Consider the following 15,018-nt stretch of genomic DNA (forward strand, 5'->3'; position numbering starts at 1 on the left):
TTGCAAAAGGACCTACCAAATGGTCTGGGATCTGGCAAGGGGGCACCCCCCCCTTACTTTAGCTCTGGCTTTTTTCTGCCGCTGCGCGCCGGACTGTCTTCTTTTTGGTGTGGGCTGCCACCGACCCGGATGAGCTGGATTTCACCTTTTTTGCCGCAGACTTAGCTACCTTCTTGGTTTTCTTGGCAGCCTTGGTCTTTTTAGTGGCCCCCGCTGAAGCCTTCTTCTTCTTTTTGGCTCCACCGGCCTTGGACTCTATTAGTTGGACAGCCAACTCAAGGGTCACATCCTCGGGCTTCACATCATCTGGAAGAGAAGCATTTACCTTTCCGCACTTCACATAGGGCCCATACTTGCCCGTATAGACATTCATCGCCTCTCCGCTTTCAGGGTGGTTACCCAACTCTTTGAGAGGCTGAGATCGACCGCGAACGCGTTTAGGCTGGTTCAACAGAAACAAAGCCTGATCCAACCCAACCTGAAAGAAATCTTCAGTCTTCGGAACCGATCTGAAATCTCCATCATGAACAACATAAGGTCCAAACCGACCAAGGCCCTTTTTGATGTCCTTACCCGAGTCAGGATGTTGACCCAAAACCTTAGGAAGCTCCAACAGTTGCAGCGCCTGTTCAATTGTTACGTTTTCAGGTGGTAATGTCACCGGCAAGGCCATACGCTTGGGCTTCGTGCTTTCACCCTGACTATCACCCAATTGAACATAGGGACCATAACGACCAGTCAAAACATAAATTGGCAATCCCGTCTCAGGATCTTTGCCCAAGGCATCGGCACCGTTAATTTTTTGATCAATAAGCTTGTTAGCGATATCGGCAGAAATGTCTCCAGGAAACTGATTGTCCGGAAGTGAAGCACAGACCTCCTCACCCGACTTCTCGTCCTTACGGCAGACGTAGGCTCCATAACGTCCAATACGAAAGCTCAATTCCTCAAGTCCTTCGAGTTGTATGGAACGTGATTCATCGTCGTTGATTTGCTTTTCCTGAACAGAAACCTGCTTCTTCAGCCCCCGATCGCCAAAATAAATCTGCTTCAAGTAGTTCTTGTGATTCAAATCCCCCTGGGCAATATCGTCCAAGGATTTTTCCATCTCTGAAGTAAAACTCAAATCGACATAGTCAGGGAGATAACTACTTAAAAGTTTTGAAACCACCAAAGCGGTAAACGTAGGAACAAGAGCATTTCCGACCTTACGTACATAACCACGATCCTGGATGGTACCAATAATAGCCGCATAGGTCGACGGTCGCCCAATGCCTTCCTTCTCCATCGTCTGGACCAGAGTCGCTTCCGTGAATCGCGGCGGCGGCTTGGTCTCATGCTCGGTCGGCTTCAAATCTTTACAGTCAACCACGTCACCCTGGGCCAGTTGGGGCAAACGAACTTCGCGGTTATCCAATGCCGCATCAGGATCATCACTGCCTTCAACGTAGGCCTTTAGGTACCCAGGGAACTCAATTGTCATTCCCGAAGCCGAAAAGATCACGTCAGCAATTTGAAGTTTTACACTGACCTGTTTCTGGCGGGCATTCACCATTTGACTGGCTACAGTTCGTTTCCAAATCAAATCATAGAGTTTCAACTGAGTTCCACTCAATCCTGTTTCTTCAGGGAGCACAAACTGTGTTCCGGCCGGGCGAATCGCCTCGTGTGCTTCCTGTGCTCCCTTAGACTTCTTACTTGAGTAATCCCGCGGGGCATCCGGTAAATAATCTTTGCCATACAAAGACTCAATACACTCCCGAGCCGCAGTGAGAGCCTGCTGGGAGAGGTTGGTCGAATCCGTACGCATATAGGTAATATGACCTCTTTCATACAGTTTCTGAGCAATCTCCATGGTCTCGCGGGAACTAAAGCCCAGTTTACGGTTGGCTTCCTGTTGGAGAGTCGAAGTAATAAATGGCGGATAAGGCTTCCGCGAAACCGGCTTTTCCTCAACATCAGACACCTTGAATTGCTTGCCCTTGAGATCGCCAGCCAACTTTTCCGCCATCTTTTGATCAAGAGCAACTGTTGTTGCCTGTTTCTCAGGCAGCAACTTCCCCGTATTGGAATCAAAGTCCTTGCCCACAGCCGCCCGCTTATCTCCAACGGACAAAATGCGCGCCTCAAATTCCACCTTGGATTTTTCGCATTTTGCAGCAATTCCCCAGTACTGAGAGCGAACAAACTTCATTCTTTGATGTTCCCGCTCGGCAATCAGGCGGACGGCGACAGATTGAACACGACCTGCAGAAAGGCCGTAGGCGACTTTCTTCCACAGCAGAGGAGAAATCGTATAACCCACCAATCGATCTAATATCCGTCTCGCTTCCTGAGCGCGCACCAAATTGTCGTCAATTTCTCTAAACTCATTCAGGGCATTGCCAATAGCTTCTTTGGTGATCTCATGAAAAACCATTCGCTTAACCGGCACACGGGGTTTCAGCACTTCAATCAAATGCCAACTGATACTCTCCCCTTCACGGTCTTCGTCCGTCGCCAGGATCAGTTCATCAGCGTCTTTCAATTTATCCTTTAGAGCTTTGACAATCCGGACCTTGGTTTTTGGGATGCAGTAAACGGGGTCAAATCCCTCATTCACATTCACACCAAGATTGGCCCATTCCTCTTTCTTGATTTTTTCAGGAATATCCTTAGCAGACTGAGGCAAATCCCTCACATGCCCCATGCACGATTCGACGACAAATCCCTTGCCCAGGAACTTGCGAATCGTGCGCGCCTTGGTCGGCGACTCCACGATGACCAACTTTTTAGCCGTATCTGACGCTGATTTTGCCATGAATTTTGTAGTCTCCGAGTTGACGCAATTCTTAAACGACGTCTTCAATCAAACAATATAGATAAATGACTTTGGAATAGATCTTCCTATACCCTGATATCAGGCAATAAGATAGGGGAGGTACCAAATACCTTTCAAGTCCTTATTAAGGAAATGTGAATTAGGCGCTTTGACTCGCTGCAATCTCGACTTTGGAGTGGCTCGTGAAAACCCTGACTGAATTTATCAATCCCGGAATAAAGGTCCTGTTTTCGGACATTGACGATACCATGACGACCGAAGGCAAATTGGAAGCAAAGGCCTATTCGGCCCTTTGGAAACTTGCGGACAACCATATTCGTGTGGTGCCCGTCACCGGTCGACCTGCCGGCTGGTGTGAAATGATTGCCCGTTTTTGGCCCGTGGATGGAATCATCGGGGAAAATGGAGCCCTTTACTTCCGATATCTGGAGCAGGAGAAGAAAATGCTCCGACATTTTGCCGTTGATGAATCGACCCGCAAAGAAAACAGCAAAAAGCTGGAGCTCATCAAGCAGGAGGTTCTTCAGTGTGTTCCCGGCGCAGCCATAGCCTCTGATCAATTCACGCGACTCTTTGATCTAGCTGTGGACTTTTGCGAAGATGTCCCTCCGCTGTCCGAACGGGACATTCAACAGATTGTGAATGTTTTTACCCGTCACGGCGCTGAAGCAAAAGTCAGTTCAATACACGTGAATGGGTGGTTCGGCCAATACGACAAACTCACGGCCTGCAAGGAATACTGCCGAAACGAATACGGTTGGGAGCTCGAGGAAAATCTCCATCAAGTGGCATTTGTAGGCGACTCACCAAATGATGAGCCCATGTTTGGATTTTTCGAGAATGCCTTCGCCGTAGCTAACATCCACACCTTCATATCTCAGCTCAAATATCCGCCAAAGTATGTAACACCCTCTCCAGGCGGGGAAGGCTTTGCCGAGCTCGTGACAAGGCTACTTTTCAAATAGAGTAACTCCGGAAGAAGTTTGGCTACCAGTCTCAGCCTGAAAATCCAATATGGAGATTGCTGCTCAACCTAGTCCTTGTTGTTGAAATCACCCAAGGCTGCAAAAGGGTTGTTAAATGGTTTACCGGGACGTCGTCCCTTGTCCCCACCCTGAGATCCCCCAGGACGCTTTCCTCCAGACGGCCGCTTGCCTCCGCCTTTACCTTTGCCGGGCCCACCTTTACCTCGCTTACCACCACTGCGAGCGTCGCGACGCGGCTGAGCTTTTGCTTCAGGCTTTTCTTCCATCAGCATCGTCAAAGAAATCTGACTCTTGTCCTTATCCACGCCCAATACTTTGACGGTTACTTGATCCCCAGGGGCCACCACCTTCCGCGGATCATCGACAAACTTATGTGACAGTTGGGATATATGCACAAGGCCATCCTGGTGGACCCCGATGTCCACAAAAGCACCAAAGTTAGTCACATTGGTCACCAATCCTGGGCAGACCATTCCCTCTTTAAGATCTGCCACCTCATTAATGTCTTCCCTGAACTGGAAGACCTTAAAGGGATCCCGCGGATCACGACCAGGCTTCTTAAGTTCAACAATAATGTCATCAAAGGTAAACTCGCCAATAACTGGCGCCCATTTTTCCCGCAGTTTTTCCAGTTGAGCGGCGCCCTCACCAATCAGACTCTTTACTGTTGACCCCAGCTCATGGGCCATATCTTTGACCGCCTGATATCGTTCGGGGTGAATTCCTGTGGAATCCAGAACAGAGGCTCCGCCAACAACACGCAAAAACCCGGCCGCCTGTTCAAAACCCTTGGAACTAAACTTGGGAATATTCATCAGGTCGCTGCGATCTTTGAACAGCCCCTTATCTTTACGAAACTCAACGATATTCTTAGCCGTAGCAGGTCCAATTCCGGCCACATACTGAAGAAGAGATTCGGAGGCCGTGTTAAGGTCAACCCCCACCGTGTTCACACAACTTTCCACAACATCATGAAGTGATTTTTTCAGTTGGGGCTGCCCCACATCGTGCTGGTACTGACCAACGCCAATACTCTTAGGTTCAATCTTAACCAGCTCAGCAAGAGGGTCCTGAAGTCGCCGGGCAATGGAAATCGCTCCCCTAACTGTAATATCCAGCTCTGGAAACTCGTCCCTGGCAACATCGGAGGCCGAATAAACACTGGCACCAGACTCATTGACCATAACCACTGGAACTTCTTGGCCCAAATCCTTAAGAACTTTACGCACAAAGCGCTCGGCCTCCCGGCCGCCTGTACCGTTGCCGACAGCAATGGCTTCAATCTTAATTTGCTTGAGAACTTCACCAAATAGCTTTTTACCGACTTCCTGCGCACTTTCTCCCTGAATATGCAACACAGTCGAGGAGATAAAGTTCCCACCCTTGTCGAGGAGAGCCAATTTACAGCCAGTCTTGATACCTGGGTCAACTCCAAGCACAACCTTGGGACCGAATGGGCTTGCCATCAATACCTTGCGCAAATTTTCCGCAAAGACAAAGATCGCATCAAGGTCAGCCTTATCCTTTAGGAGTCGGTGAATTTCGTTGGTGATCGAAGGAATCACATGAATCTGCAGCGCGGTTTTAGCGCATTCCCTGAGAAAGGCGTCAGCCTGGCTGGCCTTGTTGATTGCAACCTTCTCAAACTCCGCTAGAAGCTTAGCCTCATCGGCTTCGATGCTTACTTTGAGCTCACCCTCTTGCCAGCCGCGTTTCAAGGCCAAATACCTATGGGAGGCCTTCTGGGCTTGTAGAGTCTTTACCGGCTCCCTAAACTCAGCATACATCTCATATTTGGAGTGGCTTTTGAATTGGGTGGTCTTGGTCGTTGTTAAAACTCCATGCTCAAAATATTCGTCTCGAACCTTAGCCCGCAAATCAGAAATATTGCTGAGCTTTTCTACAATAATATGCTGTGCCCCACGAAGAGCCTCATCATAGGTGGCATAGCCGGCAGAAGGATTGATGAACTCTTTAGCCTTAATTTCCAAAGCAGTTTTGTCATCTAACTCACCATGTCCCAGCTGCCAAAGCCAATCCGCCAAGGGTTGAAGCCCGGCCTCGCGGGCCAAAGTCGCTTTGGTCTTTTTCTTGCGTTTATAGGGCCGATACATCTCTTCGACTTCAGCCAAATCCCAGCAACTCTCGATGCGGCTCTTGAGCTCCCCAGTTAGGTTCCCCTGCTTCTCAATCTCCCCTAGGACGAACTCCTTACGTTTGACCACTTCCTGCCAATCCTCGAAGGAGTCAAGGACTCCACGAATGGCGACCTCATCCAAATTTCCGGTTTTTTCTTTTCTATATCGAGCGATAAAAGGAACCGTACCGCCCTCTTGGGACAGTTCAAGAACTGCCTGAATAGATCTCTCTTTGATTTGCGGAAAAGACTTAGCGATGTAGGCCTTGAAGGTGGGATCCAAAACTACTGCCATCGTGCTCTCATTTGGTTGGGGAGAATAATAATAAAGACTTTCGACGGGTCTTACAAAAATCCATAAACTACTTGTGGCGATACATGATCAAACCGTGGGTGGGGTCATAGGGTGACACTCCAACTGTCACTTTGTCCCCTACCACAACACGAATATTAAACCGGCGCATCTTTCCGCAGAGCTTTGCGGAGATCTCGACTTCGTTTTCCAATTTCACTTTGTAAATGCCACCGGCCGCAGCATCAACAACTTGCCCTTCCAGCTGTGCTAAATCATCTTTTGCCATGCTGTCTTCTCTGTCCTCTCTGCTGTTGTATCCGTCTTATTTATAATTGGAGATCAGAAACTTCACTCCATCCTTAAATAAAACTTCTAGACGATCATTCTTATTGGCCAAAATATAGCCCCAACCCAACACCTTGTGCTGAATCGCTGTCTTTGCTTCATAGGTGCTCCTCATGCTATAGGGAGCCGCCTTAATGCTTTTTGCCCGACGATAAAGAGCCATCCACTTCTGAGTCATGCGACCCAGCTTTTCAATCGCCGCCATTTGCGACTTGGTCATGCGCTTTTTGGTGGTCTTCTTCTTCGTCTTCTTTTCCCCTGGAGTCACCGGAGCCTTGGCCAATACCATCGGCTTCTGCGCTTCCGGCTTAGCAGCCTGACGACCGGCCAATTTTTTGGCCTTCTCAACGACCTTTTTAAGACTCTTTTCCTTAGCCTTACTGACGACCTCAGCGGCTGTTTTGACCTGAGCCTTGAGAGAATCCTCCTTAGGCTGAGTCAGCTTGGGCGCCTTCGTCATTTTAGCGGACTGCTTCGCCGCGGCTTTTTTTACCTCTGGCTTTTTCGCAGCTGCTTTCTTGGGAGCTACTTTTTTTGCTGCCTTTTTGCTGCTCGCTGCCTTTTTTACCGCTGGTTTCTTGCTGGCGGGCTTCTTTTTGGCAACTGCCTTTTTAGCAGTTTTTTTAGTAGTTTTCTTAGTAGTTTTCTTAGCTTGCGACTTTGCTTTCTTCTTTACGGCCATATCTTCTCCTGACAAAACCCTGTTCTTCTATCGCAAAATATACAAAATGGGTAGGCTCAAAAGGCATTAATGTAAGGGGAACAAGCGGAAATGACTGGATTAATGCCTTGTTTCAATGATTGTGGCCCCTCTCCTGTCCTTGATAGAGTCGCCGCTCCAATTAGCTCTATAATGGGGACTGACATGGCAACTCAACTAAATGAAATCTTAGAAAAATTTTCAGACCTCATTGAGCTAAATCGCGGCTCAAATCAGGTGGAAATCACCCGATTGGGCCCTCCCGAGAGCCAAGATTCGAGTGAACTGGTGTTTCTCTTTGAGGAAGCTCACCTAAAGAAAGCCGCACAAGGCCGAGGAGCGGCCCTGGTGGTTCCAAAAAAGGTGCTGAGCACCGCCCTGGAAATGGCCGGAGAGCGCCCCGTGCTCTCATCTCCCAACCCCAAGTTGGCCATGGCTCTTATTGGAAAGGCCTTTTTTCCTCACCCCTACGCTAGGCCCGTTTATGGAGAGAAGGGGGTTCACCCCACCGCGATAGTCGATCCGACGGCCAGAATTCCCAATTCAGCCACTGTCGGTCCCTATGCTGTCATTGGGCGGGACGTGATCCTTGGCGAAAACGTCCTTATTGGACCTCACTCAGTGGTTGAGGGAGGCACCACAATTGGCGATGGAACTCACCTTCATCCCGCTGTCTACGTGGCCTATGACACCCGCATCGGGAAAAACTGTGAGATTCTCCCTCACTCTAGCATTGGCTCCGAAGGCTACGGCTATGCCACGGATGACAAGGGTTCTCATCATCGAGTCACCCACTACGGAAGGGCTGTGCTAGAAGACAATGTGCACGTCGGCTCAGGTGTCTTTGTTGACCGAGGAACCTTCACGGATTCGGTAATCGGCGAGGGAACCAAGATCGACAACTACTGCCACCTGGCCCACAACACCAGGACCGGGAAAAACTGCCAGATCACAGCCGGGTTGATCACTGCCGGGTCGGCCACTCTAGGCAACAACAATCGATTTGGTGGGCGCACCACCATTGCCGGCCACATCACCATCTGTGACGATGTTACGGCGGCCGGGGTTTCCACGATTCACGGAAATGTGACCAAACCAGGATTCTATGGTGGTTATCCTTTCGTCGAGCTCAAACATCATCTCAAAACTCTGGCCGTCTTCCCCCATCTGGTAGAAATGAGGAAAAATATGGCTAAGATCATGAAAAAGCTGGGCCTGACGGAAGAGTAACTTCAAGGTAAAATGGGCATTAGAAAGTGAGATCCACAATGAAGCGGTACTATGTCACCACCCCTCTTTATTATGTAAACGACAAACCCCACATCGGCACCGCCTATAGCACCGTCATGGCCGACGTTCTCAATCGTTATCACCAGCTCTTTGGCGAAGAGACCTTTTTTATGACCGGCACGGATGAGCACGGGCAAAAGTGCCAGCAGGCCGCCGATAAGAGGGGTATGGATCCACAGGCTCATTGCGATGATATGGTCCAAAACTTCAAGGCCGCCTGGAAAGATCTTGAGATTCAATACGACTTTTTCTTTCGCACGACGGACGCCTTCCACAAGCAGGCTGTCCAGTCTGTTCTTCAAGAGCTTTACGACAAGGGCGATATTTACGAAGACACCTATGAGGGCTGGTATTGTGTCAGCGAGGAGATCTTCTACACCGAAAAAGAACTGGTGGACGGCAGGAGCCCGACCGGCAAAGAGGTACAGAGAATCACCGAGAAGAATTATTTCTTCAAAATGTCCAAGTACCAACAGCCCTTGATCGACCACATCGAGAAAAACCCAACTTTCATTATGCCCGAAAGTCGAAAAAATGAGGTGTTGGGATTTCTCCGTCAGCCCCTCAATGACTTGTGCATTAGTCGGCCCAAAAGCCGTTTGAGTTGGGGAATAGAAATTCCCTTTGACCGGGACTATGTCACTTACGTTTGGTTCGATGCCCTGCTTAACTATGCCACTGGCGTTGGTTATCGCCAGCCCGAACGCCAAGGAGAGTTTGACAAGTGGTGGGTTGATGCCGGCGCGGTTCATTTGATTGGCAAAGACATCATCACCACTCATGCGGTGTATTGGACAACCATGCTCATGGCGACTGGTGTTCGCCTGCCCAAGACCATTTTCGCTCACGGGTGGATCCTAAACAAAGACAACGCAAAAATGAGTAAGTCTGCCGGCGAAGTGATCAACCCGCTGGACATCAGGGATTTAGTGGGAGTGGACGCCTTCCGCTATTTCCTGGTACGGGACATTCACTTTGGTAATGATGCCCCCTTTTCTCAGGATCTTGTGGTCGGTCGGGTAAATACCGATTTGGCTAACAACCTGGGCAATCTCCTCAGTCGATCGGCAAACCTGATTGGCAAGTACTTTGATGGAAAAGCTCCGGCAGGATCGGCAGACGATGCCCTCACCAAGAAGGTCATTGAGACCGCTATCGCGACGGCTGATAAAGTGAAGACAGACATTGAACGCATGGCTCCCAGCTATGCCCTGGAACACGTGGTGAATCTTCTCAATGAAGCCAATAAATTCTTAGAAGAAAAGGCCCCCTGGAAACAGGCCAAGGAAGACGTGGCCGAAGCGGGCAAATCTCTTTACACAGCCATCGAATGTCTGCGAATCGCGGCAATTTTGCTCCAGCCGGTAATGCCACTCAAAATGGCTGATCTTATGGAGCGCCTGGGAGTCGGCAATGCAGACTTTGAGCAGGCAAAAAGATGGGGTGTCACCGCTGAAGGTACCGCTATTTCCAAGGGTGATGCCCTCTTTCCCCGGATTTAGGTACCAAGTCCCTTTTTCGGAAGCACCGCAATCAAAAAGGGACTTGGTACCTAAAAAAAAGCCCGGCAATTTGCCAGGCTTTTTAACTCACTCACCCCCACAAAGGGGATCAGGCACTCAACTTACACAATCAAAGGCGCCAACAACAGGGCCACGATCGAGATCAACTTGATCAAAATATTCATTGAAGGACCAGTGGTATCTTTGAAGGGGTCACCCACGGTGTCACCGATAACGGCAGCAGAGTGAGCATCACTTCCCTTTTTCTCTCCTGCAATGTCACCCTTCTCGATGTATTTCTTGGCATTATCCCAAGCTCCACCAGCATTGGACATCAACAAAGCCAGAATCACTCCAGTGAGAAGTGATCCCGCCAACAGGCCGCCCAATGCCGCTGGGCCAAGCAAAAATCCAACAGCTACCGGAGAAATGACTGCAACCAAACCAGGAGCCACCATCTCTTTAAGGGCTGCATTGGTGGAAATTTCCACACATCGGGCGGTGTCTGGTTTTCCCGTTCCCTGAAGCAAACCTGGAATTTCGCGGAATTGACGGCGGATTTCAGAGACCATCTCTCCAGCTGCTTTACCAACAGAAGTCATGGTCAAAGCCGCAGCAATCAGTACAACCATTGCCCCCAACAGAAGTCCAATCACGACATTTGGATCAGTGATCTCCATTGGAATCGTGACTCCCGCGCCGCTGTGGAATTCAACAGCTTGCTTGTAGGCGACAAACAGGGCCAAAGCAGTCAAAGCAGCAGATCCAATAGCAAAGCCTTTGCCCATCGCTGCAGTTGTGTTGCCAATGGCATCCAGGCCATCCGTGATCTTGCGCACTTCAGGACCCAGGCCAGACATTTCAGAAATTCCACCAGCGTTATCAGCTACAGGGCCGTAGGCATCAATAGTCATGGTCACACCAACGGTGGCCAACATGCCCACAGCAGCCATGGCAATTCCGTACAACCCGGCAAATTTGTAGGCCGTCATAATTGAAACTGCGATCAAGAATAGTGGAATCGCACAGCTTTGCAAACCAACTGCAACACCAGCAATTATGTTGGTGGCCGGGCCTGTTTTTGACGCCTCAGCGATGCGAAAGACTGGTTTGCTGGCTGTATAATACTCCGTTGCCTTACCAATTAATATTCCACAGATCGAGCCAGCCACAATCGCCCAGAATACTCCAAGACCAAAGCCAAAAGATTGAACCACGACTCCTGTCACCACTAAAAACAGCACCGCCGCTGTAAACTCCGAAACGGCCAAAGCCTTTGCGGGATCCATTTTCTTAAAAAGATTCATACCCGCGATTCCGAAAAAGGACGCAAACAGACCAATCACAGATAGGCCCAAAGGAAGACCCATGAGCATTTCCTTGGTGGCACCATTAAAAAAGTTAGTCATCTCTGCCTGGGACATCGTTGTCGCAATGGTGATTGAAGCCACCATAGCACCGACATAAGATTCAAAAATGTCGGCTCCCATTCCGGCCACGTCACCCACGTTGTCACCAACGTTATCGGCGATCACGCCAGGGTTGCGAGGGTCGTCTTCTGGAATTCCGGCTTCAACTTTGCCGACCAGGTCAGATCCGACATCAGCTGCCTTGGTAAAAATACCGCCACCGATGCGGGCAAAAAGGGCAATCGACGAGGCTCCCATTGAAAATCCTGAAATGATGGATGCCGCGTTGGTTTCACCATGAAAAATAAAATAAAGGGAACCTAAGCCAACAAGTCCGAGACTGGCAACAGACAGACCCATAACCGCACCGCCATTAAAGGCGATTTGCAGAGCTGCTGACACTCCATGGTCTTTAGCTGCAGCTGCTGTTCTGACATTTCCCTTCGTCGCAGCACTCATGCCAATAAATCCAGCCAATGCGGAGGAGCAGGCACCGACGACAAAGGCCGCACTAGTTTGCCAGCCAAACCCAAAGGCAAGAAGTCCCGCCACGATCACTACGAAGACGGCGAGTTTTGAATATTCAGCCTTCAAAAAGGTCATCGCACCCAAATGAATCTCTTCGCCGATGGCGACCATTTTTTCGTTACCTGCAGATTGACGCTTTAATCCCGCAAAAGTGACTGCGGCAAAGATCAATCCGACCACACCTGCAACAGGCGCCAAGATCCCAATCTCGACCATTCCTCGAACTCCTTGTAATCATTGATATTCTACTGTGACTGGAGCCACATTGAGTCACCCAAATGGGTGTAAAAGTCAACTCAAATGAGGCCTTTTTCTCACCAAGAGTCTCTTCCAGAAACGTGCCGCCGCGAAATGCAAAAAACCTGGCCAAGACGCCTTCACTGGTGTCATAAGTGTGTGTATTGAGCCAAAATTGGTTACTTTTTCAGGAGACTACCATGAGCCAGCAATTTTACCTGATTCTCCATCTTATTGGCGTCCTTGTACTTTTCTACGCGCTTGGCGGACTTTCTCTCCATACGGTGACTGGTGGCACCCGCGAATTTCCTGAGCGACGCTGGGCCATGGTAATTCATGGAATCGGTATGATGCTGGTGCTCATCCCCGGGTTTGGTCTCCTCGCCAAAACAGGAATTACCTGGCCCTGGCCGGCCTGGGTATGGGGAAAGCTCGTGGCATGGCTTATGTTGGGACTCATCACCCGAGTTATCCTCAAAAAGATCAAATGGGCCCGAGCATTATTTTTTGTGGTTCTCGCCATTGGCGCCTGGGCCATTCTGATGGTTGAACTGAAACCCCTAGGCTGAGGGTACAACATCACTTTAGTTTTCGGATCAGCGGATATGGTACTCCAAAAAGCGGCAATCCAGATTACCGTTGTAAACCCGGTGGCGCTTTTCGGCTTTAAGCTTGAGGGCTGCAGTTAGATCCTGATTTCCGGACAATAAGAACAGCTTCCAACCTTTGAACCCAACCTTAAGGGCGTGGGCCAGGTCTCTGTAGACGTCTTTGAGCTCTTCGGTAATCCCCAATCTCTCCCCGTAGGGCGGATTAACGATCACAATGCCAGGCACATTTCCCGGTGGTGGTTCAAGGGTCACAATTGGCGCCTTCTTGAGCGTGATAAAGTCGCTGACCCCAGCTCCCTCTGCGTTGGCCCGCGCCGCCCTCAATGCCATGCCGTCAATATCAAAACCGTAGATCTTCGAGGGGATGTTAGTGAACTCCTTGTCCATTGCCTCTTCCAAAACCGTCTTCCAGGCATCTTCCTGAAATCCCTTGAACCCCTGGAAAGCAAAACGCTTGCGAAGCGTCCCTGGGGCGATATTAAGAGCCATCAACCCGGCTTCGATCAAAAAAGTTCCCGACCCACACATGGGATCCACCAAGGGACAATGACCATTCCATCCTGTCATACGAATCAAGCCGGCGGCCAGGTGTTCCCGAAGAGGGGCCATCACCGAACTTTTTCGGTAACCCCTCATAGACAGGGTTGGTCCCGTGGTGTTGATCGAAACATTTACTTCGTTGCGGAACACCCTCACCACCACATCTAGAGCCGGGTTTTCCCGCTCCACATCGGGCCTCTGGCCATCACATTTATCGCGAAACTGATCAACAATAGCGTCTTTGATCTTCATCGCCACAAAGCGCTGATCCTGAAGAGCACTTTCCCTTACATGGGCATCAATACTTAAAGTCTGATCCGGCCGGATATACTTGGTGAAATCGTGCTTTTGAATGTTGTGATACAAATCCTCGGGCTTGTATGCAGGAAAATCCAACACCGGCAAAAGAATCTTAGTCGCCGTTCGCAAACAGAGGTTGGCCCGATAAGCGCCTTCCCAATTGGATTCAAAAAAGACCCCTGTGGCCTCTTTATCCACAATCTTGAGGCCCATTTCCCGGATTTCATCCTCCAGGACATCCCTCAGTCCAAATGATGTCAGCGCTAAAAATTTTGCCATTTCCACTCCCTATACGAGAACGACTGGAAAAGCAAAGAGTTGAATATCCGGAGGAAGGATTACAGGATTGGCTTATTCCTCGTCAGGCTCGTCTTCGACGTGTGGTTTGATTTTCAGAATTTCAGCCTGGATCGCCGATGCGTGAACCTTTTTGGTGGGAGATGTCAATCGCGACTGGATTTTCAAATCCTCTTCGTCTATGCCACCCGGGTACAGGCGGTTACGGGCCCGATTGCGAACCTCGTCCACCTCCATAATGGACTCACCCAAAGCCGGCAGATGACCGATCATCAAAATGACGATGAATGCGAATGCTTTAAACACGCCACAACCTCCGAAAACAGTCCACTCAGGCTAGCTGATTTCCCCGATGAGGGAAACTATTGGAACAGGGGTTCAATGTGAATGTTACTTTTTGGCGGGCTTCCGCTTGGTCTTTTTTGCCTTCGCAGGCCTTTTTTTGGCCGTCGCCTTCCCCTTTGCTGGCGCCTTCTTGCGTGGCGCAACCTTTCTCTTGGGAGGCTTTTTGCCTCTCTTAAGCTGCCCAGCCGGGAGGCGTTTACCTTTGCCTTTGGAACCTTTTGCCACCCTATTTTTGGCAGCCTCTCTCTTTTTGGCCAGCATTTCCGCTTTCTTCTTTGCCGCTTCTTTTCTGGCTTCGAGGAGATCTTCTTTTCTCCTCTTTGCCGCCTCTTCTCGGGCAATCTTCACCCTCTCCACTGGATCCGGCTCAAAGGGCTGCTGAACTTTTCCCTCGTAGCCGTCTAGCGCCTGGGGGGCGATCGGCGAGGCCTTCTCACCTTTTTTAAGAGTGAGATCGACCTCAGTTTCGACTTCCTGATTTTTCTCAATGCGATCTTTAACCGCCGCACGAATGAGATCGTCACCTTGTGCCCGGGGCACGGGTAGTAGAAAAGCCAGGCATACGAGAAGTTGCGTGACTTCCCGAATCCTGAGTCGAATGCAAAATCCAATAGATTCCATCAACTTCTATTCGGTCAATCTTGTGGGGAACTTGCTAGACGAGAGACTGGGTCC

12 protein-coding genes are annotated in these 15,018 nt (G+C 49.8%); 4 read left to right on the forward strand and 8 right to left on the reverse strand.

What is annotated here, in order from left to right; all coding sequences use genetic code 11:
* Positions 1 to 58 precede the first annotated feature (58 nt).
* A complete protein-coding gene (gene topA / locus H6624_16645; protein MCB9085975.1) occupies positions 59 to 2,800 on the reverse strand; it encodes a type I DNA topoisomerase in 2,742 nt (913 codons plus the stop codon).
* A 203-nt stretch (positions 2,801 to 3,003) separates the two neighbouring features.
* Here topA and H6624_16650 point away from each other — a divergent pair, with 203 nt between their 5' ends.
* Entirely contained in the window at positions 3,004 to 3,786 is a 783-nt protein-coding gene (locus tag H6624_16650) for an HAD family phosphatase (GenBank protein ID MCB9085976.1), read from the forward strand.
* Positions 3,787 to 3,854: 68 nt separating this feature from the next.
* On the opposite strand, the gene H6624_16655 is transcribed toward H6624_16650, so the two are convergent.
* From H6624_16655 to H6624_16665, 3 genes are all read right to left on the reverse strand, one after another.
* Positions 3,855 to 6,227, reverse strand: a complete 2,373-nt coding sequence (locus H6624_16655; protein MCB9085977.1) for an RNA-binding transcriptional accessory protein — start codon at positions 6,225 to 6,227, stop codon at positions 3,855 to 3,857.
* Between the two features lie 79 nt (positions 6,228 to 6,306).
* Positions 6,307 to 6,525: a translation initiation factor IF-1 gene (gene infA / locus H6624_16660; GenBank protein ID MCB9085978.1), complete on the reverse strand. Its 219-nt coding sequence runs from the start codon at positions 6,523 to 6,525 to the stop codon at positions 6,307 to 6,309.
* A 36-nt stretch (positions 6,526 to 6,561) separates the two neighbouring features.
* Positions 6,562 to 7,266: a hypothetical protein gene (locus tag H6624_16665; protein ID MCB9085979.1), complete on the reverse strand. Its 705-nt coding sequence runs from the start codon at positions 7,264 to 7,266 to the stop codon at positions 6,562 to 6,564.
* A 183-nt stretch (positions 7,267 to 7,449) separates the two neighbouring features.
* Between H6624_16665 and lpxD the strand changes: the two genes are divergently transcribed.
* Both lpxD and metG read left to right on the forward strand, forming a co-directional pair.
* Positions 7,450 to 8,514, forward strand: coding sequence for a UDP-3-O-(3-hydroxymyristoyl)glucosamine N-acyltransferase (gene lpxD, locus H6624_16670; GenBank protein ID MCB9085980.1), 1,065 nt, complete (start codon positions 7,450 to 7,452; stop codon positions 8,512 to 8,514).
* A gap of 38 nt (positions 8,515 to 8,552) precedes the next feature.
* Positions 8,553 to 10,076: a methionine--tRNA ligase gene (gene metG / locus H6624_16675; GenBank protein ID MCB9085981.1), complete on the forward strand. Its 1,524-nt coding sequence runs from the start codon at positions 8,553 to 8,555 to the stop codon at positions 10,074 to 10,076.
* Positions 10,077 to 10,198: 122 nt separating this feature from the next.
* Here metG and H6624_16680 read toward each other — a convergent pair whose 3' ends face one another.
* Positions 10,199 to 12,229, reverse strand: a complete 2,031-nt coding sequence (locus tag H6624_16680; protein MCB9085982.1) for a sodium-translocating pyrophosphatase — start codon at positions 12,227 to 12,229, stop codon at positions 10,199 to 10,201.
* A gap of 221 nt (positions 12,230 to 12,450) precedes the next feature.
* Between H6624_16680 and H6624_16685 the strand changes: the two genes are divergently transcribed.
* The gene (locus H6624_16685) at positions 12,451 to 12,819 is read left to right on the forward strand and encodes a hypothetical protein (protein MCB9085983.1); all 369 of its coding nucleotides are present in this window, start codon (positions 12,451 to 12,453) and stop codon (positions 12,817 to 12,819) included.
* A 27-nt stretch (positions 12,820 to 12,846) separates the two neighbouring features.
* On the opposite strand, the gene H6624_16690 is transcribed toward H6624_16685, so the two are convergent.
* From H6624_16690 to H6624_16700, 3 genes are all read right to left on the reverse strand, one after another.
* Positions 12,847 to 13,980: an RNA methyltransferase gene (locus H6624_16690; protein ID MCB9085984.1), complete on the reverse strand. Its 1,134-nt coding sequence runs from the start codon at positions 13,978 to 13,980 to the stop codon at positions 12,847 to 12,849.
* Positions 13,981 to 14,052: 72 nt separating this feature from the next.
* Positions 14,053 to 14,271 carry a hypothetical protein gene (locus H6624_16695; protein MCB9085985.1) on the reverse strand — a complete coding sequence of 73 codons (219 nt, stop codon included), beginning with the start codon at positions 14,269 to 14,271 and terminating at the stop codon, positions 14,053 to 14,055.
* Between the two features lie 117 nt (positions 14,272 to 14,388).
* Entirely contained in the window at positions 14,389 to 14,964 is a 576-nt protein-coding gene (locus H6624_16700; protein ID MCB9085986.1) for a hypothetical protein, read from the reverse strand.
* Between the last annotated feature and the right edge of the window lie 54 nt (positions 14,965 to 15,018).

Source organism: Pseudobdellovibrionaceae bacterium, from assembly GCA_020635075.1.
GTDB lineage: Bacteria > Bdellovibrionota > Bdellovibrionia > Bdellovibrionales > UBA1609 > JADZEO01.